The sequence below is a fragment of the Marinobacter sp. genome, from assembly GCF_041690455.1.
Classification (GTDB): Bacteria; Pseudomonadota; Gammaproteobacteria; order Pseudomonadales; family Oleiphilaceae; genus Marinobacter.
The window spans coordinates 43,826-66,424 of sequence record NZ_JAWLHI010000012.1; the positions used below are offsets into that span (position 1 = coordinate 43,826).

Here is a 22,599-nt window from a genome sequence, read left to right on the forward strand (position 1 = left end):
GGCTGCTCGGGCTTAATGGGCGCAAACCAAGGAGTTTTTTAATGCTGAGCTATCTGCACGCCTTCCATGCCGGCAACTTTGCCGACATCCAGAAACATGCCGCGCTGACCCTCGCTTTATCCATGATGCACTCCAAACCTTCGGGGATTGCCTGTTTCGATACCCATGCCGGCAGTGCGGTTTACGATCTGGGGAGTGAGCGGGCCCGGAAAACCGGCGAGGCGGATGCCGGGGTGCAGAAGCTCTGGCGGTTGCGTGAAAACCTGAAGTCGCCGGACTGGCAACCGGTAATGGAGCTGCTGGCCAAGCTGAACGCCGGCGATGGTCAGCTGACGACCTATCCTGGCTCTCCGTTCTGGTTCCGCCAGTTTCTCCGGGCCGATGACGCACTGACGACGTTCGAACTGCACCCGTCCGAGAGTGAGCAGCTGGCGGGCTGGGCTGGCCAGAAGGTTCGGGTGATGCGGGAAGACGGGCTGAAGGGGCTGCTCGGGCAGCTGCCACCGAAACAGCCGCGCCTGCTCGTGCTGATCGATCCTTCCTATGAAATCAAGGCCGATTATGGTTCGGTCGCCAAAACCCTGCAAAAGGCATGGCAGAAATGCCGACATGGCGTCTATCTTATCTGGTATCCGGTATTGACCTCCGGCCTCGAGGAACAACTCGCCGACGAGCTGCGTTCCGGGCCGGTCCGGAAAATTCTACGCAGCGAGATACACCTCAACCATCCTCCGGAACGGGGAATGACCGGTTCCGGCATGCTGGTGGTCAACCCGCCCTGGGGCTTTGATGAGCGTCTCGGCGCAATGATGGACGAGGTGTCCGGCGCGGACGGACTCGATGTCCGGCATGAGCTGGGCTGGTTGGTTCCGGAGTAGATTCCGGCCACAGATTGCAGGAGCTGTCTTTTTGAAGGACGAAAACACGACCGAGCATTCTCTCTCGCTTCCCGGTGGTCTGGTTCCCGTGGACCAGTGGAAACTACCGGAATCGTCTGTGCGACGGACGCTCAAGGATGCGCTCCGCCACCTGATGGCTCAGCTCCGGGCAGGTATCTCGCCTGATGAAGAGCCGTTCCAGAGCCTCGATGACCTGCCATCGCTCTCGGACAAACAGACAGGGCATATCGCCCCGAACCCGGACTTCACCTGCCTGGCTCAGGCCGTTCTTGCCTCCCTGGATGAGCTCAGGCAAGCGGAAGCTCTGCACCGGGACGTGGCATTGTTGGTCGCGCCGCCATTTGCCGGTATCCGGGAAGCGCTGGTGAGGCTGCCGGGGCTTGGAGCGGGTGCGGGCGAGGGTAAGGCTGGTCGCTGGCACCTGGTTGCGCCTCCCGACAACCTGCTGATGAACCGGGAGGAGGCCCGCCGATGGTGGGATGGCCAGGACCTGTCCGGTCCCTGGGTGATTCCAGAGCTGGCGGACTTCTGGCTCCGGCATAGCTCCGGTTTTGCTGTGGTTCGCGAGTTGTTGCAACGTGTTGCGTCCGGGCAGGTTGGGCCGGGTCTGGTGGGCTGCTCCAGTTGGTGCTGGCAGTTCTGGGAGAGCTATCTGCCGGATGCGCATTTCGGGGCACTGACAACCGCCCCGCTGGATGCCGAGCGGCTCGGGCATTGGCTGGAATATCTTGCTAGCTCGCGGGGCCAGCGTCCGATCACTGCCAGAATGACGAACGATGGTTTATATGTGCTGCCGGTCGAGAATCCGCCGGATGTGGGAAGACGCAAACATTCCGGCTTTTTACGGGATCTGGCGACAGCCTCCCGTGGTATTCCCGGGGTTGCCCTTTCGATCTGGCAGCATTCCTTGCGCGCCCGACCGGAGGACGATATGGAGGCGGCCGAGGGTGGCGGAGAGCAAAAAAGCCAGGGCCGAAGCTGCTGGGTGGTACCGCTGGATCAGCTGAGCCTGCCCGCCATGCCTAAAAGTGCCGACCGCGCGATCGGTTTTGTACTGCACGCACTTTTGCTTCATGACGGTCTGGACGACGAACGGATTGCCCTGGTCACCGGCATCCGTCAGCCGGAGTTGCAGCTGGCCCTGGCCCGGCTGGCCCGGGCGGATGTGGTGTTTTTCGGGGAGGCGTCCGGACGCTGGCATGTTACGCCACTGGGGTATCCCACTGTCCGGCGTCACCTGCAAGGCTGGGGCTACCCGGTGGATGCATTCTGAGGAGGGGTTATGGAAGATATGGGGCAGGGGCTCAAGGAGACTTTTTCCGCCATTACCTGGGAAGCGTTGGTGGAGGCCTCGCTGGTGGTCGCCGCCGCGGCGCTGCTGATATTCCTTATCCAGAAACTGGTTCCACGGGTTGCCGGCAAGCTCGGTGGCAAGTCCCGGCTGTATCTGCTCGCCTCGGTGCCACTGGCGCGGTTGCTGATCATTATCATCACGGTCATCGTGGTGGTGCCGATACTGGTGGAGCCGTCCTTCGAGAACATGATTGCGATTTTCGGGGCTCTCGGGTTGGCGCTGGGCTTTGCCTTCAAGGACTACGCCAACAGTCTGATTGCCGGTATCGTCACTCTCTATGAAATGCCCTATCGGCCCGGTGACTGGATAGAGGTGGATGGCAAGTACGGTGAGGTCCGTTCGATCGGCACCCGGGCCGCAGAGATGGTTACGCCGGATGATACCGTCGTCATCATCCCCCATGGCAAACTCTGGAATGCGCTGATCGGTAACGGCAACGACGGTTCGGAAAACCTGATGTGCGTGGCCGAGTTCCATCTGGCGCCACATCATGATGTCCGCCGGGTGATGGCGTTGCTGCGGGATGTGGCGTTTGCCTCGCCCTATACCAAGACCATGAGACCGGTCGTGATTGTGGTGGCCAACAAGGCCTGGGGCATGACCTACCGTCTTAAGGCCTATCCCCTGGAGCCAAGGGACCAGTACCCGTTTATCAGTGACCTGACGGCAAGGGGCTCTGAGGTGTTGGCGGGGGAAGGGTTAACCTTTGCATCAGTCCCCGTTGCCGTCAGTGCCTGAGGCCTGCTGGCGTTCCAGTTCCGTAATCATGTTCTGTAGTGATTCCAGAATCTGCTGGCCCCGTTCGCCGGCTTGCCTGATATAGGCGTCTCGTGCCGACTGGCTTGCCTGCTGGAACGCGTCCCGCTCCTGTTCGGTGAGCCTTATCACCGAAAGCTGGCCTTCTTCGAGCATGGATTCCAGCCTGGTCTGATTCAGTTCCTCCTGGATCTCCCACGCTTCCCGACCGACCTCGACCAGGGCCGTAGCCAGCCAGTTCTGCTGCTGTTCCGATAACTGGGCATACCAGTCGGGATTGGCAACAACGGACGAGATGAAATGGGCGGCCCGGGCCATGGTCACGGTGTCCTGGACCTCATAAAAACCCATTTCCTCGATGGCGAAGATCGGGTTGGTCTGGCCATCGATCTGCTTCAACTGCAGGTCGCTGTAGACCTGGGAATAGGGCGTCTGCACTGGATCAGCGCCATAGCTTCGGAAGGCCTCGGCTGACATCTGTGAGGTCATGGTCCGGATTCTCAGGCCTTCGAAATCGGCGGGCGTCTTCAGCGGCTTGTTGGCTGTCCATGCCATCCACCCCTCGGGCACAAACCCCAGGAGGGTCAGCAGCTTTTCGTTATAGGCGGCGGAGAACAGCCGTGTCAGTTCGTTCCCGGCAAACAGTGCCCGAGTGATGGCTTCGTCATCCGGCAAGACATAGTGCAACGTGAAAATCCCGGTTTCCGGGATTAGATCGGCCAGGTGCCCGGGAGAGGCAAAGGCCAGATCAACAGAGCCGTTGCGCACCAGTTCGGTCAGCTGGGAGGAGGTGCCCAGGGAACCGTAGGGGAAAATGTCCAGCTCCACCTTGCCGTCGGAGGCTTCTTCGATATGGCTCTTCAGTGCTTGGGCATAGGCGTGCTGGACACTGCCTTCAATCTCTTCCAGGGCAAATCGCCAGGTTTCCGGATAGTCCTCCTGGCTGGATGTAGAGGTGGGGGTCGTGTCCCTGTCTTCAGGGGCATCGGAACAGCCCGCGGCAAAGAATGCCACAACTGCAAACAATGACCAGATCCACGGGTGGGGGCGTTGCATTTCTGGACTCCGGGTGAATTCCTGGCGGTCGGGTTTATTCGGCAAAGGTAACACAAGATACCACCCGGGGTTATATCGGTTACCCGGTGGCCCCAAAACAAAAAAAAGCCCCGCAGAGGCTGCGGGGCAAAACTGATGAGCATGGGTTGCTGCCCGTTGCGTGCTTACATCAGGGCGTCAACGCGGTTACGAACCTTCGGCTCGCTGTTATACGCGGTGGCAATGGCATTGTAAGTGGGGATGTCCATGCCGGCATCGCGGATGATCTCGACCATGTGGTCGTTGGCTTCCATCTGGAGTTGCTTGGCCTGCTCCTGGGAGTCAGCTGACTCGATTTTCTCGATGTATTCCTCGCGAACCTCCATCAGGCCGGACTGGGCTTCTACAAACTGGCGCAGTTCGGCATCGCTGTAATTGGTTTTCTGGGTTCCGGCAGCCTCGGGATTGGCGTAACCATCGGACTCTGTAGCAACCGGTTCGCCGTCCTGGTTCTGTTGCTGGGCGACGGCCGGTGCGGCTGCGAGCAGTGCCAGTGAGGCGGTAACGGATACGAGCAGTTTATTCATCGGATGCTCCTTTTCGGTTTGCGGTATGTGTGAGTGTAACCAATGGGTATCAAACGGCGTGCCAACTTTTGATTGTTTGGAAAGTGCTTTGATTTCAGTATGTTGTATTCTTTGTGCGGTTACGCTTCTGTAATTCGTGTTGTGGCAAAATGTCACATGTGGCAAAAAGGTGTGACATTTATGTCGAAAGGTGAGCCATGAGACTGTCGCTGCGAGAAGCGAGTCGCGTTTTTCGTTCCCTCCAGATCACCCTGCTGCTGAGCATTGTGGTGCCACTGTTGTTGATCAGTGGTATTGCGATCTATGTCGGCCTCGGTGCCGTGGAGAAGAATCTCAATGACCGGCTTCGGGAAGATCTGGAGTTGGTCGCCAGAGCGGTAAGCGGGCCGCTCTCGCAGGCGTTGTCGGATGACAATGAACTGGTCATGGGGGAATCACTCAAATCCATCTTCCGTATTGGCCGGATCTCGGGCGCCTCGGTGTTTGATGACCAGGGCAACCGGATCGACAGCCTGGGGCTGGCGGACCGTGACGTAACCGACAGCGCCAGTGCCGAAGAGGTCATAGTGAGTGGCCGCCTGGGCGGGGCCTTCCGTCGGGTGGAGGGTGAGTCGGTGTTTTCCCAGTTTACCCCTCTGGTGACCGAGGATGGCCGGATTCAGGGCCTGTTACAGGTCACTCGCAAGCGTAGCGACTTTCATGAACTGGTTGCTTCCCTGCGAATCTGGGCGGTTTCAATCTGGTCGGTGCTGGCGGTTGCCATCATTCTGGTGGTGATACTCGGGCATTACGGCACCGTCGGGCGCCATGTGGGGCGGCTGCTATCGCTGATGTCGGCCATGGCGCCCGGGCAGTGGCGGGTCACGGAACCCGCGTCCGGCCCCAGGGAGCTTCAGCAGATCCATGCGGGCCTGTCCGCCATGGGCGAACGCATGGCCAGGGCAGAATCCGAGATCGAGGCCCGGATCGAGCGGGAGCGGGAGCTGGCGGAACAGCTCCGGCATCAGGAAAAAGTCGCCATGATCGGCAGAGTCGCCGGCGGTGTCGCTCACGAGCTGGGTGCGCCCCTGAATGTGATTCACGGTCGGGCCAGCATTCTTGAACGTCAGGATTTAGACGAGCCGATGCGCCGGCAGGTCCGTGATATCCAGCACCAGGTTGCCAGGATGACCACCATCATCCAGCAATTGCTGGATTGTTTCCGGCATGTACCCGACTCCCGGCGGCCGGCCGTGTTAGCCAGCATGGTTTCCGATGCGCTGACCCAGGCCCGGGAAGATGAACGCTGCCGGTGCCAGCAGCTTGACAGAGAAGGCCTGGAGTTGGAAGCACAGGTGCGTGCGGAGCCGATCCGGGTGGAACTGGCGTGTCTTAATGTGATCCGAAATGCCTGTCAGGCGGCCAGCAGCCGGGTGCGGGTAAGTGTCCTGGCGCATGAACGGGAGCTGGAGGTGCGGGTGGATGACGATGGCCCGGGTATCGTCCCCGATCGCCGGGAAGAGATCTTCGAGCCCTTTCACACCTCGCGCGCGGCGGGGGAGGGGACGGGTCTTGGGCTGGCAGTGGTCAGTAGTGTCATGAAAGAGCATGAAGGGCGAATCGAGGTCACGGACAGTGATCTTGGCGGGTGCCGCATGAGCCTGTTTTTCCCGAGGGAGGACGATAAATGAATTTCCCCGGCGCAAACATTCTGTTGGTGGAAGACGACCAGAGCCTTGGCCAGTTGCTGGCCGAAGAACTGGAAATGGATGGCTACCAGGTACAGGTCTCCGGCTCGGTCCGTTCGGCAGGGCAGTGCCTTGATGAGGCGACCCCGGACCTGGTGGTCTCCGACCTGCGGCTGCCGGATGGTGATGGCTTGCAGGTCCTGGGCAGGCTCCAGAGCGAGGGTGGAAATGTGCCGTTCATCGTGATTACCGCATTCGGGACGGTGGATCAGGCGGTGGAGGCTCTCAAGGCGGGCGCCGATGACTTCCTGACCAAGCCGCTGTCCACGGACCATCTGCGGCTGAAGATCCGCCGCCTGCTGGCACAGGCGGATATCAGTCGTCAGTTGGCGGAGATCAAGGGCCGGGAGCAGGGTGACAGCACCTTCGGACTGCTGGGAGAGAGTCGTGCCATGGATCGCCTGCGGACGGAAATCCGGCAGGTGGCGCGGAGTCACGCTGCGGTTCTGATCAACGGTGAGAGCGGCACCGGTAAAGAACTGGTGGCCCGTGCCATTCACCGGCAGAGCGACCGCAAGGACATGCCTTTTGTGGCGGTCAACTGTGCGGGCATCCCGGCGGAGCTCATGGAAAGCGAGTTTTTCGGCCATGAGGCGGGCGCGTTTACCGGTGCCCGGCAGGCCCGCAAGGGACTGTTTGCCGAGGCGGATGGCGGAACCCTTCTGCTGGATGAGATCGGGGAAATGCCGATGGCGTTGCAGGCCAAGTTGCTCCGGGTTCTCCAGGAAGGCAGGATCAAACCCGTGGGTGCAGATCAGGAAGAGCCGGTGGATGTGCGTATACTGGCGGCCACCCACGTTGATCTACACCGGGCCGTGGCTGACGGCAGCTTCCGGGAGGACCTCTATTACCGCCTGGAGACCCTGGCAATCAGCGTTCCGCCACTGCGTGAGCGTGGTGATGATATTGACCTGCTGGCCATGCATTTTCTCAGGGATGCCGCCAGGCGCCAGGGTCGGGGATTCATGAAACTGAGTGAGGTGACCTCCCGGTTATTGATGGATTACCCGTTTCCGGGCAATGTCCGGGAACTGGCCAGTGCCATGGAGCGGGCCGTCACTTTCTGTGAGGGGGACACCATCCAGCCAGAGCATCTGCCGGACCGGATCCGCAAGCGCCGGGCCGAAGTGGCTGCCGATCCGCCGCCAGCCGGGGATGGTAACCTCGCCCGATGGCCGACCCTGGAACAGCTGCAGCAGGATTATGTATCCCGCGTGATGGATGCCGTTGATGGAAACAAGAGACGGGCTGCTCAGGTTCTGGGCATCAACCGCCGAACACTTTACCGTTGGCTCGAAAACCAGGGAGAACGCGCCAGTGACTGATCAGAAACAAGCTATGTTGTACGGCCTTGCCACGGTTCTGCTGTGGTCCACGGTTGCCACCGCGTTCAAGCTGGCGCTGCGGGATCTGGCACCGATGCAGATGCTGCTGATTGCCTGCGTGGCTTCGATCATTGTGATGGCGATTATTCTGAAACTCCAGGGGCGCTGGCATCTGGTGTTTTCCCTGTCTTGCCGCCAATACCTGCAGTCCGTGGGGATGGGGCTGGTCAATCCATGCCTGTATTATTTCGTCTTGTTCGGCGCCTTTGACCGGCTGCCTGCCCAGGAGGCCCAGCCTCTCAACTACACCTGGGCACTGGTGCTCGCCTACCTGTCGGTGCCCTTTCTGGGCCAGAGACTTCGGCGGGTGGATATCCTGGCGGGGCTGGTCTGCTATGCCGGCGTGGTCGTGATCGCCACCCGGGGCCAAGTGACCTCGCTGACCTTTTCTGATCCGCTGGGGGTCGGCTTCGCCCTGGGCAGCACCCTGGTCTGGGCGTCCTACTGGATCATTGCTACCCGCGATGAGCGCGATCCGGTGGTAGGCCTGTTCCTCAACTTCCTGTTCGGGCTACCGGTGATTGCGGTGATCTGCGGGCTCACCGAGGGCTTCGAGATGCCGTCCGGAACCTCCCTGGCCGCGGCCATTTACGTGGGGGTATTCGAGATGGGGGTGGCGTTTGTGCTCTGGTCCTACGCCATGAAGAAGGCGGAAAACACCTCGAAAGTCAGCAACCTGATCTTCATCTCGCCGTTTCTGTCGCTGGTGTTCATCTATTTCATCCTGGGCGAGATTATCCTGCCATCCACCTACATCGGCCTGGTGCTGATCATGGGTGGCTTGTGGCTGCAGCAGCTCAAGGTCAAGGCCCGGGAGGCGGAACTGGCCCGTGAGCAGTGACTGGCATCTGTACCTGGTGCGAACCGCTTCCGGCGCACTGTATACCGGTATCTCAACGGATGTGGAGCGGCGCTTTGCCGAGCATCAGGCCGGTGCTCCGAAGGGTGCGCGCAGTCTGCGCGGCAAGGGACCCCTGGAGCTGGTCTTCCGGGCGCAGGCAGGAGATCGCAGCCGGGCTTCCCGGCTGGAGTGGTACATCAAGCGCTGGCCGCGCTCGCGCAAGGAAGCATTGATCCGGGGCGAAATCAGCCTGTCAGATGTGCCCTGATGTGATCGCCAGCGGTCCGTACTGCCTCGGTCGCCCGGCGCAGCTGGCCGCCGTGGACCTGGAAGACGTGCCAGAGGCTGTTGTAGATTTCCAGCTCGACTGCCACCCGGTCCCGTTTCGCCGCCTGAGTCAGGCGTTCGGCGTCGTTAAGCAGGATCTCATCGCTGCCGACCTGGATCAGTAGCGGCGGCAGGCCTCTGAGATCTCCGAATACCGGTGATATCAGCGGGTTCTTGAGGGCCTCGCCGCCGGCATAGTGTTTGGCTGCCTTGGCGGTCCAGGCCGGTTGCAATACCGGTTCGGACTCGGGCTGATAGAGCTGCTCCTGGGTAAGATCGGTCCAGGGCGAGAACAGTGTCAGCGACGAGGGCAACGGCTGTTGGTTGTCCCGCAGGCGCATGGCCAGGGATACGCACAGGCCGCCTCCCGCGGAATCGCCGGCCAGGGCGATCTGCCCGGCTTTGTAGCCTTCGGCCAGCAACTGGAGATAGGTGGCTTCGGCATCGTCGAGGGCCGCCGGGAAGGGATGCTCCGGCGCCAGCCGGTAATCCGGTGTCACCACCAGGCACTGACTGGTTTTGGCCAGGTGGCCGGCAATGCCGCGGTGGGTATCGGCCGAGCCGATGATGAAGCCGCCACCGTGCAGGTACAGGATGACGCCGTCCTGCTGTTTGCCACAGCTGGTGCGGACTACCGGCACACCGGCCAGGGTGCCATGGCTGAACCGGCAGCCACGGGGTGGAATCGAGCTGCGATAGGCCTGCCGGATCAGGGCGCGCTGGACCCTGATGGGCACCGCTGGTGTCAGTATGGGGCGCACCAGACGGTTCATGGTTTGCCGAAGACCGGCCTCAAGAAGAGGTTGCAGCATCTGTGTTCTACTCCCGCTATGCGATAGGATGGCAGTCGATTTATCTTATTCCTGAATCATGACAGGCGTTTAACTCTACGTGTACTGGAAAACGGATACCATAGAAATACCCGACTGGGACAGGCACTCGCTGTTGGAGCGGCTTGAGCCCTTCGATCCGCAGGGCGATCGGGAGCTGGGCGACGAGATGGTCGCGTACTGCCGGTTCTACGGCCTGGATCTCTGGGTGGAGCACTCGGAGGTGCATTACCATCAGGGCTACGTGAATGCCGGTGAGCACGAAGTCATGGTGCACTATTACCGGCTGCCGGAATCCCGGGGCACGGTCTTTATCCTGCACGGCTACTTCGATCACGTCGGCCTGTACAGCCAGCTGATCGACCGTTGTCTGGGGGCGGGCCTGGATGTCCTGGCGTACGATCAGCCGGGGCACGGTCTCTCCAGCGGCACGCCGGCGGCGATCGGCAGTTTCCTGGAGTACCAGCAGGTGCTGACAGCGGTGATGGATCAGGCCCGGGGCAAGGTGCGTGAGCCCTGGTTTGCCGTGGGGCAGAGTACCGGCGGCGCGATACTGATTGACTACCTGCTCTCGAACCAGCACTCGACGGAAACCTCGGATTTCAAGGAAGTGGTTCTGCTGGCGCCCCTGGTCCGGCCCATGGGCTGGCTTGGCGCGAAGTTTCTGCACACGCTGGTCAGGCCGTTCATCAGACGCTGGCGTCGGGTCTTTGCAGAGAACAGTGGTGATACCCGCTTCCTCCGCTTCCTGAAGGACCATGACCCGCTGCAGGCAAGGGCGGTGCATGTGGACTGGGTCACGGCATTGCGGCAATGGGTGCCGCATATTGAATCGGCCCGGCCGATAAACTTTCCGGTTACGGTGGTGCAGGGCGAGAAGGATCTGACCGTGGACTGGCAGCACAATCTGCGGATCATTCGCAATAAATTTTCCTCGGTAGAGGAACTGAGAATCCCGGATGGGCGTCATCATCTAGTGAACGAAGCCCAGGATTTGCAGGCAACGGTATTCAATACCATCATTGATACATTCACCAGGAAGGCGGTGAATGCGGCCTGAGTCGGTCGCATGTCACATACACCGCCGGGTTTTATAATGGCGCAGGAGAAAGCTGTGAAAAAAACGATTCTTGCATTTGCAGTAGCTACCGTGGGTCTGGGTGGCTGCATGACCTACGATCCCTACACCGGCGAAGAGAAAACCTCGAGCGCAACCAAGGGCAGCATCATTGGTGCGATCGGTGGTGCCGCAGTGGGTGCCGCAACTTCCAGCAGCAGTGACCGGGGCAAGGGCGCCCTGATCGGTGCGGCCAGTGGTGCTGCTATCGGTGGCGGTATCGGTTACTACATGGACAAGCAGGAAGCAGAGCTGCGTCGGAAGCTCGAAGGCACCGGTGTACGCGTGGTCCGTAACGGTGACCAGATCGAGCTGGTCATGCCGGGCAACATCACCTTTGACCTGAACCAGTCCTCCATCAAGCCGTCCTTCAGCGGTACCCTGGAGTCCGTAGCGCTGGTTCTGAAGGAATACGACAAGACCGTCATCCAGATCGAAGGCCACACTGACAGCTCAGGCTCTGACAGCTACAACCAGATGCTGAGTGAGCAGCGTGCCGGTTCAGTACGGGATTTCCTGCTGAATCAGGGTATCGAGCCCAAGCGTACCCGTGCGGTAGGCTACGGCGAGCGTTATCCCATTGCTTCCAACGACACTGACGCCGGGCGTGAGCAGAACCGTCGGGTGGAACTGACCCTGGTACCGATGCAATAAGGGTCAGGGAATCCAAAAAGGCTCCGGGTGTGAAAACTCCGGAGCCTTTTTTGTGTCTGGCTCAATTGGTGTTGCTGGGCAGCCACTCGTCGATACGCTGTTTGAGATTGTCCAGCTGATCCTCGCCTGATTCCTTGAGCTCACCGAGCTTGGTCCGGGCGGTTTCTATCTGGTCCTCGAGGGACTGGATCTTCTCCGAAAACTCTTTCTGAATTTCCGCTTCCGCCTTGTCATCCTCGGCCTTGGCCATCTTGGCGTCCGCCTCTGCCCGTAACTGGTCGATCTGCCTGCTCCAGTGTTCGGTCTGGGTTTGCAGTTTGTTCAACAGGGACTCCCTGAGTGACATCGATTTTCTCCTGTCGCGTTATGAATGGGCTGGTCGGAACCAGCCTCTACTCTAACCATGGCTCGTATCCCCGCTTTCTCAAGGGAAAATCCGGGATTTTTCATTAAATCTCTGAAAACCAGCGTTGTATTGGCCCCTTCTGCATGGACTTCGTGGCGTTCTGACGCAACCTTGTTCGGGTAGTTCCCCAACAAAACCACGAAGCAAAGGAGCCGATACCATGATAAGAACAACCCTGACCGCCACCTGTCTCAGCGTTGCCCTGGTGGCAGCCATACCTGCCCAGGCAGGGCTGCTGGATGGTGAAACTGAACAGACCGGCAGCGAACAGACGCTGCAGGCCGGTGACATCATGCCGGGGCGTTACATTCTTCGTCTGGATCCGGAGCTTCCGAGCCTGCTCGGGGTGGCAGACCTCCTGGCCGGTGTGAATGCCATCCTGGTGGCCGTTGGGGGAGGTGAGCTCCTTCATCTGTACCAGACCGCCCTTACCGGGGCGGCGGTTGAGCTGAGTGAGACCCAGGCAGCCATGCTCGAATCCATGCCGGGTGTGCTGGCAGTGGAGCCGGACACGGTCGTCATGGCCAATGCCACCCAGGCAGGTGCCACCTGGGGCCTGGACCGGGTGGACCAGGCGTACCTCCCGCTGGATGAAACCTACCAGTACCCGGATCGGGCCGGCGGAGGGGTGAATGTGTATGTCATCGATACCGGGCTCAGGGCTTCCCACCAGGAATTCACGGGCCGGGTCATTGAAGGGCGCAACTTCGCTGTGAACGACACCGGTCTGTTGGGCCTCGGAGGCCTGCCGATAGTTGGTTCCCTGCTTAACGTTGGCGGTGAGACTGACCCATCGGATACTTCCGACTGTAACGGCCATGGTACCCATGTCGCCAGCACAGCTGTTGGCAGCACCTATGGTGTCGCCAAGCAGGCGTCGGTGGCTGCGGTGAGGGTGCTGGATTGCTCGGGCGCGGGCAGTAACGCCGACGTGATTGCCGGCGTTGACTGGGTGGCGGCAAATCACCAGGCCCCCGCGGTGGCGAACATGTCCCTTGGTGGCGGCAATTCCGATGCGCTTGACGAGGCTGTGCGCGGAGCGGTCGAGCAGGGCGTGACCTTTGTGGTGGCTGCTGGCAACAGCGATGCTGACGCCTGCAGCGGTTCCCCGAACCGGGTGCCCGAGGCCATTACCGTCGGCAGTACCACCCGCGAGGACCAGCGTTCTTCATTCTCCAACTTCGGGACCTGCCTGGACCTGTTCGCACCGGGCTCCGACATTACCGCTGCCTGGTACCAGAGCGATACGGAAACCAACACCATCAGCGGAACCTCCATGGCCTCGCCCCATGTGGCCGGCGCTGCGGCCCTTTTGCTGGGGTCAGATCCGGGACTGACTCCGGATCAGGTTGATACGGCGCTGGATGAGCTGGCGGCGGCCAATGTGCTTGGAGATATCAACAGCGGCTCGCCCAACCTGTTGCTTCAGGTTCCGCGCTGATCTGCTGATACAAAAAAGCCCGGGCATTGGCCCGGGCTTCTGTGTTACTGCGATCGTTGCGTGGTAGCTCAGAACAGCACGCGGCAGCGGATGGTGCCCTTGACCTGGCGCAGCTTCTCGAGAGCCAGCTCGCTGTAGGCCTTGTCCACATCAATCACCACGTAACCGATGTCCTCCTTGGTCTGCAGGTACTGGCCACAAACGTTGATCTCGTTCTCGGAGAACACCTGGTTGATCTCGGACATCACACCCGGCACGTTCTCGTGGATGTGCAGCAGGCGGTGCTGGTTCGGGTGAGAGGGCAGGGCCACTTCCGGGAAGTTCACGGAGGAAACGGAGGTGCCGTTATCGCTGTACATGGCCAGCTTTTCAGCCACTTCGCGGCCGATGTTCTCCTGGGCTTCCATGGTGGAGCCGCCCACGTGCGGGGTCAGGATGACGTTGTCGAACTCGCGCAGCGGAGAGATGAACTCCTCGTTGTTGGACTTGGGTTCGACCGGGAATACGTCAATGGCAGCGCCCAGCAGCTTGCCGGAGCTCAGGGCATCGGCGAGAGCGTCGATGTCCACCACGGTGCCACGGGAGGCATTCATCAGGATGCTGCCCGGCTTCATCTGGGCAAACTGCTCGGCCTTGAACATGTACTTGGTGGCCGGGGTTTCCGGTACGTGCAGGGAAACCACATCCGCAATGTTGAGGAGCTCCTGCAGGGTGCCGACCTGGGTGGCGTTGCCGATCGGCAGCTTGGAGACCACATCGTAGAAGTACACATCCATGCCCAGGCCTTCGGCAAGGACACTGAACTGGGTACCGATGTTGCCATAGCCGATGATGCCCAGTTTCTTGCCACGGATCTCGAAGCTGTTTTTGGCGGACTTCAGCCATTCGCCGCGATGGGCCTTGGCGTTCTTTTCCGGTACGCCACGCAGCAGCAGGATGGCCTGGGCCAGCACCAGTTCCGCCACCGAACGGGTGTTGGAGAAGGGCGCGTTGAAGACGGCGATACCGCGACGGGTGGCCGCCTTGAGGTCGACCTGGTTGGTGCCGATACAGAAGCAACCTACCGCCACCAGTTTCTGGGCGGCTTCAAATACTTTCTCGGTCAGCTGGGTGCGCGAGCGGATACCGATAAAATGCGCATCGGCGATCTTCTCGATCAGCTCTTCTTCGCCCAGTGAGTGAGTCAGATACTCGATGTTGGTGTAACCCGCGGCATTCAGGGTATCAATAGCAGATTGATGCACGCCTTCCAGCAGCAGGATCCGGATTTTGCTCTTTTCGAGAGACGTATTTGACATTGGCTTGCTTCCGAACCTTTCGTCACATGAAATGACCTGGAGCCAGGGATCGTCGGCCTGGCTCACAGAACAGGGGCGGTATGATACCATAAACGGAGATTTTCACAGCGCGCCGGTTTGCCTGAATCAATTCCCTGTGAATGGCGTATCAACAGGCTCCGGCCCAACCCTGACGAGACTGACGCACTCATGAGTTCTGAACAGATCATTGCCTCCCTCAAAGAGCTGATTGCCACTGGCGATACCCCGGGCAAGGTGCTGACCGACCCCGCGGACCTGGATACCTACGGCAAGGACTGGACCAAGATTTATCCACCCAAGCCCCTGGCTATTGCGCTGCCGAAGACCACCGAGCAGGTGCAGGCGCTGGTCAGGTTCGCCAACGAGAACCAGGTGGCCCTGGTGCCCTCCGGCGGCCGTACCGGCCTTAGTGCCGGCGCGGTCGCGGCCAATGGTGAGGTAGTGGTTGCGTTCGATAACATGAACCAGATCCTCCACTTCAACGCCAGTGACCGCACCGTCCGGTGCCAGGCCGGCGTGGTGACCGAGCAGCTGCAGAACTTTGCCGAGGAAAATGACCTCTATTACCCGGTGGATTTCGCGTCCGCCGGCTCCAGCCAGCTCGGCGGCAACCTGTCCACCAACGCAGGTGGCATCAAGGTGATCCGATATGGCATGAGCCGGGACTGGGTTGCCGGCCTGAAAGTGGTGACCGGCAAGGGCGACGTTCTGGATCTGAACAAGGACCTGGCCAAGAACAACACCGGCTATGACCTGCGCCATCTGTTTATTGGCGCCGAGGGTACCCTGGGCTTCATCACCGAGGCCACCATGAAGCTGACCCGCAAGCCGGATGACCTGACCGTGCTGGTGTTGGGCCTGAACGACCTCACCAACACCATGGACGTGCTCCAGGCGTTCCAGAAGAAGCTCGACCTGACTGCTTACGAGTTCTTCTCCCACCAGGCCATGCAGCATGTACTGGCCCATGGCCAGGTGCAGGCACCTTTCGAGACCGAAGCGCCTTACTACGCGTTGCTGGAGTTCGAGGCGGTGTCCGACCAGGTTATGGATGATGCCATGACGCTGTTCGAGCAGTGTGTCGAGGAAGGCTGGGTGCTGGACGGCGTGATCAGCCAGAGCGAAACCCAGGCCCAGAACCTGTGGCAGCTGCGGGAGCGCATCTCCGAGTCCATCGCGCCTCGGATTCCCTACAAGAACGACATCTCTGTGGTGGTCTCCAAGGTGCCGGGCTTCCTGGAGGAAATCGACAACGTGGTGGCCGAGCATTACCCGGATTTCGAGATTATCTGGTTCGGTCACATCGGTGATGGCAACCTGCACCTGAATATCCTCAAGCCGGAAGACATGGCCAAGGAAGACTTCTTCGAGAAGTGCCAGCAGGTCAACAAGTGGGTGTTCGAGATCGTCCAGCGCTACGAGGGTAGTGTCTCTGCCGAACACGGCGTGGGCATGACCAAGAAGCCGTATCTGCAGTACACCCGCAGTGAGGCGGAAATCGCCTACCTGAAGGGTATCAAGCAGGTGTTCGACCCCAATGGCATCATGAACCCGGGCAAGATCTTCGACTGATGCAGGACCATATCGTCGTACTCACCGGCGCTGGCATCAGCGCCGAAAGCGGCCTCTCCACCTTCCGTGACAACGGCGGCTTGTGGGAGCAGCACAGCGTGTATGACGTGGCCACCCCCGAAGCCTTCCAACGCAACCGCGACCTGGTGTTGCGCTTCTACAACGAGCGCCGCCGCCAGCTGAAGGACGCCCAGCCCAACCAGGCCCACTGCCTGCTGGCGGAGCTGGAGAAACGTTACCGGGTGACCATCGTGACCCAGAACGTGGACGACCTGCACGAGCGGGGCGGCTCCTCCAACGTCATCCACCTCCACGGTGAACTCACCAAGGCCCGCAGCTCGGCCTATCAGGAGCTGGTGTACGACATCGGTTACAACGATATCAATCCCGGCGACTGCTGCGACCGCGGCAAACAGCTCCGGCCCCACATCGTGTGGTTCGGTGAGGAAGTGCCGATGCTGGAAAAAGCCGCCGAGGTGGTGCGCACCGCCGATCACCTGCTGATTGTGGGGACCTCGCTGCAGGTCTACCCCGCAGCGGGGCTGGTGTATGAGGTAGATATGGATGTGCCGATCACCGTGATCGATCCAGGCGAGCCCGCCTCGGTATCCCGCGCGAATGTCATTCGCAAGGGCGCCAGTGAGGGGGTTGCCGAGTGGGTGTCTCGGCTTGCGGGTAACCGGTAGGTGAAAATGGGGTCAGAAGAAGGCTTTCTTCAGACCCCGACCTGGCGCCCAGCTCTATGCTTTGCTCCAGGGTCGGTGAAAATGGGGTCAGATGAAAGCTTTCATCTGACCCCGACTTAACACTCGGTCTTACTCAGGGGTCAGATGAACGCCTTCATCTGACCCCATCTTCAGATACCTCTCCAACTCCACTCGAAACGCCGCCTGAACCCCCAGCCGCTTCAGCATCCAGTAATGCCCGGCAATCATCCGGTCGATAAAGATGCTCTCCACCGGTGGCTTGAAATAATCCAGATACTTGAACACCGTGCTGGTCTTGGCCGCCACGTGCTTGTGAATATCCGCCTCGGCGAAATCGTAGGGCTCGTCGCCCTGGAACGGAACGATGAGAATGTCCCTCCACATGGCGTAGTACGCCTCGTCTACCGCCGGCTGGCTGCCAACCCGGGCGCCCAGGTCGATCAGGTGCCGGTCCAGGGCCTCGTAGTCTTCCTCCAGCGCCGCGATCAGGGCCTTGCGGTAGGCCTCCACAATCTCCGGCTTCAGTTTCTTCACGCAGCCGAAATCATAGAGGACGATGCTGCCATCCGGGCGATAGGCGAAATTGCCGGCGTGGGGATCGCCATGGATGCACTGGAACCGGAACAGCTGGTCCGCCATGATCATGAAAATCCGGTGGCCGATCAGATTGAGGGTGTCCTGGTCGTAGCGGTCCGGGGTCACCTTGCTGACGTGATCGCCCTCCACCAGTTCCAGGGTCAGCACCCGGCGGGTGGAATGGCTGTCGATCACCGCCGGGATCAGCACCCAGGGCTGGTCCTGGTGAAAGTCCCGAAACAGCTGGATGTTCTTCGCTTCGTTCTCGTAATCCAGCTCTTCGTGGAGGCGTTCCCGGATCTCGGCGAACAGCTGGTCCACCGATTCCTTCGGCATTTTCAGCAGGCCGCCCAGGCGCAGGGTCATCCGCAGCTGCTTGAGGTCCGAGTCGCAGGAGTCATCCACGCCAGGATACTGGACCTTGACGATAACATCGGTGCCGTCGTGCAACCGAGCCCGGTGCACCTGGCCAATGCTGGCGGAGGCGTAGGGCGCCTCCTGCACGTATTCGTAGAGTTCGCCCAGGGGTTTGCCCAGCTCCGCTTCGATCTGCTCGACAATCACCTCAAAGGGCATGGGGGGTGCTTCTTTCTGCAGCTTCTCCAGGGCCTCGGAGAACTCCCGGGGCAGAAAATCCTGGGTCTGGGACGCGATCTGGCCAACCTTCATCACCGCACCCTTGAGCTCGCCGAGGGTGTCCGCGATCTGGCCGGCCATGCGGGTATAGCTTTCGCTCTGAGCGCCTTCGTCGTTTTCAGTGCGGAACACACGCCTCGCCCGTTGGCCGGCGTATTGCCCGGCCACCGAAGCGGTCATGCCGGCGAGTTTGAAGAAGCGCCCTGTTCGGGAGGTAACCGGTTTTCTTGCCATGCCATTTATACGTCCGTTATCGGGAGTGGGATCGTCACTGACAACGGGCAGTCACGACCGTTCAGGTTACCCTTGTTTGCAGGAACAGCAAGTCCTCCAGTTCCAGAGTCAGGGTCTGGCCGGATTGAAGCGGGCCGACACCTTTCGGGGTGCCGGTCAGCACCACATCGCCGGGCATCAGGGAGAAATGGCTGCTGATATGGGCGATCAGGGGCACGATAGGGTTGAGCATGTCCCGGGTGTCGCCGGTCTGGCGGCGTTCGCCGTCGAGGTCCATGGTGAAGTGGATATTGTCCCTGGGCAATTTGTCGGCGGCGACAAACGGGGACAGCGGGCAAGCACCATCAAACGCCTTTGCGCGTTCCCAGGGCTGGCCCTTTTCCTTCAGTTTGCTCTGGATGTCCCGAAGAGTGAGGTCCAGCGCCAGGCCATAACCTAGGATGGCCGATTCGGCCTCGCTGGCGGAAGCGTTGGTTAGTGGGCGACCAATCAGCACCGCCAGTTCGGTTTCAAAATGAACTTCGCCACGATCCTTGGGGATATCCAGGGGGCGGGTAATGTGAACCGCTGCTGTGAAGGGCTTGATAAACAGCAGCGGCTCGTCCGGAACCGGATTGTTCAGTTCCTTGGCGTGTTCGGCGTAGTTGCGGCCAATGCAGACAATCTTGCCGAGTGGCAGATGGACCGGTGTGCCATCCTTCCAGTGGTGTTGGTAATCGGGCATGGCCGCCTCCTGTGTGATGTTGGTCAGTCTCCTTCGAACGAACACACAGTATAGACCTGAAGGCCTTCCTCCTGCAGCTTCCGGGAGCCGCCCAGGTCCGGCAGGTCAATCATCGCTGCTACTTCCACGATCTCCGCGCCGATGCGGCGGATCAGGCGGGAAGCTGCAAGCATGGTGCCGCCGGTGGCGATCAGATCGTCCACCAGAACCACCTTGTCGCCGGACTTGAACGCATCCTTGTGCAGCTCTACCGAGGCGGTGCCGTATTCCAGCTCGTAGTCTTCCACCAGGGTATCGAAGGGCAGCTTGCCTTTCTTGCGCACCAGCACCAACGAGGCGTTGAGCTCATAGGCCAGGGCCGAACCGATGATGAAGCCCCGGGCATCAACGGCGGCCACAGCATCGATCTCGTGACCGTGGTAGCGGTGAACGAAGGCGTCGATCAGTTTCCGGAACGCTGTCTTGTCCTGCAGGACAGTGGTGATGTCGCGGAAGGTCACGCCCGGTTTCGGCCAGTCCGGAACGGTGCGGATGGCCTGTTTGATGCTCTCTGAGAAGTAATCCATGGGGTATCCGGTCACAGGTCAGGATGCCGCTCAGGCGACATCCAGGAACATGAATTTCAGGACGAAGACAACGGCAATGGTCACGACGCTGGCATTGAGATCAGACCAGCGGCCGGACAGCGCCTTGATCACCGCATAGGTAATGAAGCCAAGGGCAATGCCGTTGGCGATGGAGAAAGTCAGCGGCATGGTCAGCGCGGTGACAATCGCCGGGGCTGCGTCGGTAATGTCGTCCCAGTCTATCAGTTTCAGGCCGCTGGCCATCAGCACGGCTACGTACAAAAGCGCCGGCGCAGTGGCATAGGGGGGAATGATGCTGGCAATCGGCGACAACAGCAGACACGCCAGGAAAAGCACTGCGACCACCACCGCGGTCAGGCCGGTGCGGCCGCCGGCGGAGATGCCTGCGGTGGATTCGATGTAGCTGGTGGTGGTTGAGGTACCGAGCGCCGCGCCGGACATGGTGGCAACGGAGTCAGACATCAGGGCCCGGCCCAGGCGTGGCAGCTTGCCGTCCTTGTCCAGCAGGCCGCCGCGCTGGGCGGCGCCGATCAGGGTGCCGGAGGTATCAAACAGGTCCACGAACAGGAAGGCAAAGATCACACTGATCATGCCGACATTGAAGGCACCGGCCAGATCCAGCTGCATGAAGGTCGGGGCCAGGCTTGGCGGCGCGGAGACAAAGCCCTTGTACTCGACCATGCCCAGCATCATGGCAACCACGGTGATGGCGAGAATACCGATCATCACGGCGCCGGTAATCTTGCGGAAGGACAGGGCACAGATCAGCACGAAGCCACCAAAGAACAGCAGACTCTCGGCCACCTTGATGTCACCCATGCCCACCAGAGTGGCGGGGTGATCAACCACGATACCGGCGTTCTTCAGGGCAATCAGAGCCAGGAAGAAACCGATACCGGCAGAGATGCCGAAGCGCAGGGACATCGGGATGCTGTTGATCAGCCACTCCCTGACTTTCACCACGCTCAGGATGAAGAAGATGAAGCCGGACAGGAACACCGCGCCCAGCGCCACTTCCCAGCTGTAGCCCATGCTGCCGACCACCGTGAACGAGAAGAACGCGTTCAGGCCCATGCCCGGAGCCAGGGCAATCGGGTAGTTGGCCCACAGACCCATGATCAGGGTGCCAATGGTGGCTGCCAGACAGGTGGCCACGAAGACCGCCCCGAAATCCATGCCGGTGGACGACAGGATGCTCGGATTGACCACGATGATGTAGGCCATGGTCAGGAAGGTGGTGATGCCCGCAACCACTTCTTTACGAACGGTGGTGCCGTGGGCCTGGAGTTGGAACAGTCGTTCAAGCATGACGGATGTCTGCCTCACAGGATGCTGGAAGTTGGGGTTTGGGCCCGGTTGGAGCCGAACGGTTTTGAATTGCGTGAAAAAACGGCAATGTTACCGTCTGAGCTTTCTCAGGCCAAGGGATGATTGACAGTTCAGGATTACAGAAAGATGCCTATTGCTGGCTCGGGTCCCTTTGCAGGCGAATATCGAAGCGGACAGCCAGCATCCGGACGATCACGATGAACAGCAGCCCGATGGTCAGTGCCAGGGCCTCGCTCTCCAGCGACCATTGGCAGAGAAAGTACAGCCAGCACCCCGCGAACGAGATAGAAGCGTAGATCTGGTCCTTCCGGAAAATGTACGGCACCTCGTTGCACAGGGTATCCCGCAGGGCGCCACCGAAGGTTCCGGTCATCACTCCGAGCAGGGAAGCAACGAACCAGGAGTGGCCCAGGTCCAGCGCCAGTTGCGCCCCCAGGATGGAAAAAATCCCCAGCCCGATGGCGTCCGGAAACACAATGCGGGACTCCCGCAGGCTGTGGGCACGGCTCCAGTAACTGAACACGATGGCCATGGCGAGGATCAGGATGGGTTGCTCTTCGTGCTTGATCCAGTAAAGCGGGTGGTTGTCCATGATCAGATCACGCAGGGTGCCGCCACCGAGGGCCGTGATAAAGCCGATGGTAAACACACCCACCGGGTCCATGTTCTTGGAACGGGCCACGATCATGCCGGAAATGGCAAAGGCGACGACCCCGATCATTTCAAGCAGGTGGATGATGTCGAACATGGAAAATCCCGGCAAACAGACAACAGAACGGGCGCAGGCCCGCGACAGGTGCGCGAAGGATAGCCGAAATCGTCCTCTGATTCATCTCTGATCACTGCGACGGAATTCCGCCGAAGCACACCTGTGATCCGCAGCGACAGGTTCGAGCGTATCTTGCAGCCAACTTACTCTTTTCCCTTCGCCAATTAATGGAGACGCAGTATGTCCCTGATACGTCTGGCCTATGCCAGTGAAGCTACGTTCGAAGCCCAGCCCGTTGATAAAGGGGTGGAGCCCCACGTCGCCCGGATTCTGCTGACGTCCCGTAAAAACAACGCCAGCGCAAACCTGGTGGGCGGCCTCTACTACGGCAATAACCGGTTTTTCCAGTATCTGGAGGGGGAAGAAAACGAAGTCCGGAAGACCTTCGGCCGGATAAAGGAAGATGATCGGCACCGGAACATCATGACCCTGATCGAGGAACCCATCGAGACGCGGACCTTCAGTGACTGGTCCATGAAATACGTTCCGCTGTCGGCCGACGTGCGAAAGTTTCTCGAGCGCCACGGGCTGGACAGTTTCAACCCGCAGTCGTTTTCCGCCGAACAGTGTGAAGAAATGATCCAACTGATTCGCGACTCAAAGCAGGACCAGAAGCTGGTCAACCATGATGAAGCGGTTACCGCTTCCAGGAGCAAACCCTCGGGCTTTTCCCCGGCCCTGAAGTTCGGCCTGATCGCCGCGGCGGTCTGCCTGGTTGGTGCGCTCATCTATGCCGGATCGCTGCTCTGAGCATGTCCCGGAAAAGCCCGACAATAAGCGGCGTTTA

General features: G+C 60.2%; 23 protein-coding genes. 13 read left to right on the forward strand and 10 right to left on the reverse strand.

The features are described from left to right. Positions 1 to 41 precede the first annotated feature (41 nt). From ACESMW_RS04525 to ACESMW_RS04535, 3 genes are read left to right on the forward strand one after another with little or no spacing between them, the layout of a single operon-like run. Positions 42 to 878 carry a 23S rRNA (adenine(2030)-N(6))-methyltransferase RlmJ gene (locus ACESMW_RS04525; protein WP_372985876.1) on the forward strand — a complete coding sequence of 279 codons (837 nt, stop codon included), beginning with the start codon at positions 42 to 44 and terminating at the stop codon, positions 876 to 878. Positions 879 to 909: 31 nt separating this feature from the next. Next, entirely contained in the window at positions 910 to 2,172 is a 1,263-nt protein-coding gene (locus tag ACESMW_RS04530; protein ID WP_372985877.1) for a hypothetical protein, read from the forward strand. A 9-nt stretch (positions 2,173 to 2,181) separates the two neighbouring features. Then, positions 2,182 to 2,991 (forward strand): mechanosensitive ion channel family protein, encoded by an 810-nt coding sequence (locus tag ACESMW_RS04535; protein ID WP_372985878.1) that lies wholly within the window; start codon positions 2,182 to 2,184, stop codon positions 2,989 to 2,991. Here the strand turns inward: ACESMW_RS04535 and dctP are convergent. Further along, on the reverse strand, positions 2,965 to 4,065 hold the full coding sequence (gene dctP / locus ACESMW_RS04540) for a TRAP transporter substrate-binding protein DctP (protein ID WP_372985879.1): 1,101 nt from the start codon (positions 4,063 to 4,065) through the stop codon (positions 2,965 to 2,967). The genes ACESMW_RS04535 and dctP overlap by 27 nt on opposite strands. A gap of 164 nt (positions 4,066 to 4,229) precedes the next feature. Beyond that, complete coding sequence (locus tag ACESMW_RS04545; RefSeq protein WP_372985880.1) at positions 4,230 to 4,631, reverse strand: DUF4168 domain-containing protein; 402 nt, start codon at positions 4,629 to 4,631, stop codon at positions 4,230 to 4,232. 197 nt (positions 4,632 to 4,828) lie between these two features. On the opposite strand from ACESMW_RS04545, the gene ACESMW_RS04550 reads away from it, so the two are divergent. From ACESMW_RS04550 to ACESMW_RS04565, 4 genes are read left to right on the forward strand one after another with little or no spacing between them, the layout of a single operon-like run. Beyond that, positions 4,829 to 6,301 (forward strand): ATP-binding protein, encoded by a 1,473-nt coding sequence (locus ACESMW_RS04550; protein WP_372985881.1) that lies wholly within the window; start codon positions 4,829 to 4,831, stop codon positions 6,299 to 6,301. Beyond that, a complete protein-coding gene (locus ACESMW_RS04555; protein WP_372985882.1) occupies positions 6,298 to 7,683 on the forward strand; it encodes a sigma-54-dependent transcriptional regulator in 1,386 nt (461 codons plus the stop codon). The genes ACESMW_RS04550 and ACESMW_RS04555 overlap by 4 nt, the downstream gene beginning before the upstream one ends. After that, complete coding sequence (locus tag ACESMW_RS04560; protein WP_372985883.1) at positions 7,676 to 8,584, forward strand: DMT family transporter; 909 nt, start codon at positions 7,676 to 7,678, stop codon at positions 8,582 to 8,584. The genes ACESMW_RS04555 and ACESMW_RS04560 overlap by 8 nt, the downstream gene beginning before the upstream one ends. Then, a complete protein-coding gene (locus ACESMW_RS04565; protein WP_372985884.1) occupies positions 8,574 to 8,852 on the forward strand; it encodes a GIY-YIG nuclease family protein in 279 nt (92 codons plus the stop codon). The genes ACESMW_RS04560 and ACESMW_RS04565 overlap by 11 nt, the downstream gene beginning before the upstream one ends. On the opposite strand, the gene ACESMW_RS04570 is transcribed toward ACESMW_RS04565, so the two are convergent. Further along, entirely contained in the window at positions 8,830 to 9,723 is an 894-nt protein-coding gene (locus ACESMW_RS04570; RefSeq protein WP_372985885.1) for an alpha/beta hydrolase, read from the reverse strand. The two genes, ACESMW_RS04565 and ACESMW_RS04570, sit on opposite strands and share 23 nt — an antisense overlap. A gap of 79 nt (positions 9,724 to 9,802) precedes the next feature. Between ACESMW_RS04570 and ACESMW_RS04575 the strand changes: the two genes are divergently transcribed. After that, positions 9,803 to 10,801, forward strand: coding sequence for an alpha/beta hydrolase (locus ACESMW_RS04575; RefSeq protein ID WP_372985886.1), 999 nt, complete (start codon positions 9,803 to 9,805; stop codon positions 10,799 to 10,801). A gap of 54 nt (positions 10,802 to 10,855) precedes the next feature. Beyond that, positions 10,856 to 11,512: an OmpA family protein gene (locus ACESMW_RS04580; RefSeq protein ID WP_372985887.1), complete on the forward strand. Its 657-nt coding sequence runs from the start codon at positions 10,856 to 10,858 to the stop codon at positions 11,510 to 11,512. A gap of 61 nt (positions 11,513 to 11,573) precedes the next feature. Here ACESMW_RS04580 and ACESMW_RS04585 read toward each other — a convergent pair whose 3' ends face one another. Then, positions 11,574 to 11,858 (reverse strand): hypothetical protein, encoded by a 285-nt coding sequence (locus ACESMW_RS04585; RefSeq protein ID WP_092001284.1) that lies wholly within the window; start codon positions 11,856 to 11,858, stop codon positions 11,574 to 11,576. A 220-nt stretch (positions 11,859 to 12,078) separates the two neighbouring features. Between ACESMW_RS04585 and ACESMW_RS04590 the strand changes: the two genes are divergently transcribed. Beyond that, positions 12,079 to 13,359: a S8 family peptidase gene (locus ACESMW_RS04590; RefSeq protein ID WP_372985888.1), complete on the forward strand. Its 1,281-nt coding sequence runs from the start codon at positions 12,079 to 12,081 to the stop codon at positions 13,357 to 13,359. Positions 13,360 to 13,427: 68 nt separating this feature from the next. Here the strand turns inward: ACESMW_RS04590 and serA are convergent, their stop codons facing one another. Beyond that, on the reverse strand, positions 13,428 to 14,657 hold the full coding sequence (gene serA, locus ACESMW_RS04595; RefSeq protein WP_372985889.1) for a phosphoglycerate dehydrogenase: 1,230 nt from the start codon (positions 14,655 to 14,657) through the stop codon (positions 13,428 to 13,430). A gap of 189 nt (positions 14,658 to 14,846) precedes the next feature. On the opposite strand from serA, the gene ACESMW_RS04600 reads away from it, so the two are divergent. Continuing rightward, positions 14,847 to 16,250: an FAD-binding oxidoreductase gene (locus ACESMW_RS04600; RefSeq protein ID WP_372985890.1), complete on the forward strand. Its 1,404-nt coding sequence runs from the start codon at positions 14,847 to 14,849 to the stop codon at positions 16,248 to 16,250. Further along, complete coding sequence (locus tag ACESMW_RS04605) at positions 16,250 to 16,936, forward strand: SIR2 family NAD-dependent protein deacylase (RefSeq protein WP_372985891.1); 687 nt, start codon at positions 16,250 to 16,252, stop codon at positions 16,934 to 16,936. Before ACESMW_RS04600 ends, ACESMW_RS04605 begins: the two co-directional genes overlap by 1 nt. A gap of 129 nt (positions 16,937 to 17,065) precedes the next feature. Here ACESMW_RS04605 and ACESMW_RS04610 read toward each other — a convergent pair whose 3' ends face one another. The 5 genes from ACESMW_RS04610 to ACESMW_RS04630 form a co-directional block, all read right to left on the reverse strand. Further along, complete coding sequence (locus ACESMW_RS04610; RefSeq protein ID WP_372985892.1) at positions 17,066 to 18,403, reverse strand: ABC1 kinase family protein; 1,338 nt, start codon at positions 18,401 to 18,403, stop codon at positions 17,066 to 17,068. A 61-nt stretch (positions 18,404 to 18,464) separates the two neighbouring features. Continuing rightward, positions 18,465 to 19,127, reverse strand: a complete 663-nt coding sequence (locus ACESMW_RS04615; protein WP_372985893.1) for a fumarylacetoacetate hydrolase family protein — start codon at positions 19,125 to 19,127, stop codon at positions 18,465 to 18,467. Between the two features lie 23 nt (positions 19,128 to 19,150). After that, a complete protein-coding gene (locus ACESMW_RS04620) occupies positions 19,151 to 19,693 on the reverse strand; it encodes an adenine phosphoribosyltransferase (RefSeq protein ID WP_343811083.1) in 543 nt (180 codons plus the stop codon). Positions 19,694 to 19,723: 30 nt separating this feature from the next. After that, positions 19,724 to 21,022: an NCS2 family permease gene (locus ACESMW_RS04625; RefSeq protein ID WP_343811081.1), complete on the reverse strand. Its 1,299-nt coding sequence runs from the start codon at positions 21,020 to 21,022 to the stop codon at positions 19,724 to 19,726. 151 nt (positions 21,023 to 21,173) lie between these two features. Continuing rightward, complete coding sequence (locus tag ACESMW_RS04630; RefSeq protein ID WP_372985894.1) at positions 21,174 to 21,791, reverse strand: trimeric intracellular cation channel family protein; 618 nt, start codon at positions 21,789 to 21,791, stop codon at positions 21,174 to 21,176. Between the two features lie 201 nt (positions 21,792 to 21,992). Here ACESMW_RS04630 and ACESMW_RS04635 point away from each other — a divergent pair, with 201 nt between their 5' ends. Beyond that, positions 21,993 to 22,562, forward strand: coding sequence for a BLUF domain-containing protein (locus ACESMW_RS04635; RefSeq protein ID WP_372985895.1), 570 nt, complete (start codon positions 21,993 to 21,995; stop codon positions 22,560 to 22,562). Positions 22,563 to 22,599: the final 37 nt, after the last annotated feature.

What these genes read in the sequence shown, in the direction of transcription:
- ACESMW_RS04525 (WP_372985876.1), top strand. Translation starts at nt 42, where the DNA reads ATGCTGAGCTATCTGCACGCCTTCCATGCCGGCAACTTTGCCGACATC.
- ACESMW_RS04535 (WP_372985878.1), top strand. Translation starts at nt 2,182, where the DNA reads ATGGAAGATATGGGGCAGGGGCTCAAGGAGACTTTTTCCGCCATTACC.
- dctP (WP_372985879.1), bottom strand. Translation starts at nt 4,065, where the DNA reads ATGCAACGCCCCCACCCGTGGATCTGGTCATTGTTTGCAGTTGTGGCA.
- ACESMW_RS04545 (WP_372985880.1), bottom strand. Translation starts at nt 4,631, where the DNA reads ATGAATAAACTGCTCGTATCCGTTACCGCCTCACTGGCACTGCTCGCA.
- ACESMW_RS04550 (WP_372985881.1), top strand. Translation starts at nt 4,829, where the DNA reads ATGAGACTGTCGCTGCGAGAAGCGAGTCGCGTTTTTCGTTCCCTCCAG.
- ACESMW_RS04555 (WP_372985882.1), top strand. Translation starts at nt 6,298, where the DNA reads ATGAATTTCCCCGGCGCAAACATTCTGTTGGTGGAAGACGACCAGAGC.
- ACESMW_RS04570 (WP_372985885.1), bottom strand. Translation starts at nt 9,723, where the DNA reads ATGCTGCAACCTCTTCTTGAGGCCGGTCTTCGGCAAACCATGAACCGT.
- ACESMW_RS04585 (WP_092001284.1), bottom strand. Translation starts at nt 11,858, where the DNA reads ATGTCACTCAGGGAGTCCCTGTTGAACAAACTGCAAACCCAGACCGAA.
- ACESMW_RS04590 (WP_372985888.1), top strand. Translation starts at nt 12,079, where the DNA reads ATGATAAGAACAACCCTGACCGCCACCTGTCTCAGCGTTGCCCTGGTG.
- serA (WP_372985889.1), bottom strand. Translation starts at nt 14,657, where the DNA reads ATGTCAAATACGTCTCTCGAAAAGAGCAAAATCCGGATCCTGCTGCTG.
- ACESMW_RS04600 (WP_372985890.1), top strand. Translation starts at nt 14,847, where the DNA reads ATGAGTTCTGAACAGATCATTGCCTCCCTCAAAGAGCTGATTGCCACT.
- ACESMW_RS04605 (WP_372985891.1), top strand. Translation starts at nt 16,250, where the DNA reads ATGCAGGACCATATCGTCGTACTCACCGGCGCTGGCATCAGCGCCGAA.
- ACESMW_RS04610 (WP_372985892.1), bottom strand. Translation starts at nt 18,403, where the DNA reads ATGGCAAGAAAACCGGTTACCTCCCGAACAGGGCGCTTCTTCAAACTC.
- ACESMW_RS04615 (WP_372985893.1), bottom strand. Translation starts at nt 19,127, where the DNA reads ATGCCCGATTACCAACACCACTGGAAGGATGGCACACCGGTCCATCTG.
- ACESMW_RS04620 (WP_343811083.1), bottom strand. Translation starts at nt 19,693, where the DNA reads ATGGATTACTTCTCAGAGAGCATCAAACAGGCCATCCGCACCGTTCCG.
- ACESMW_RS04625 (WP_343811081.1), bottom strand. Translation starts at nt 21,022, where the DNA reads ATGCTTGAACGACTGTTCCAACTCCAGGCCCACGGCACCACCGTTCGT.
- ACESMW_RS04630 (WP_372985894.1), bottom strand. Translation starts at nt 21,791, where the DNA reads ATGTTCGACATCATCCACCTGCTTGAAATGATCGGGGTCGTCGCCTTT.
- ACESMW_RS04635 (WP_372985895.1), top strand. Translation starts at nt 21,993, where the DNA reads ATGTCCCTGATACGTCTGGCCTATGCCAGTGAAGCTACGTTCGAAGCC.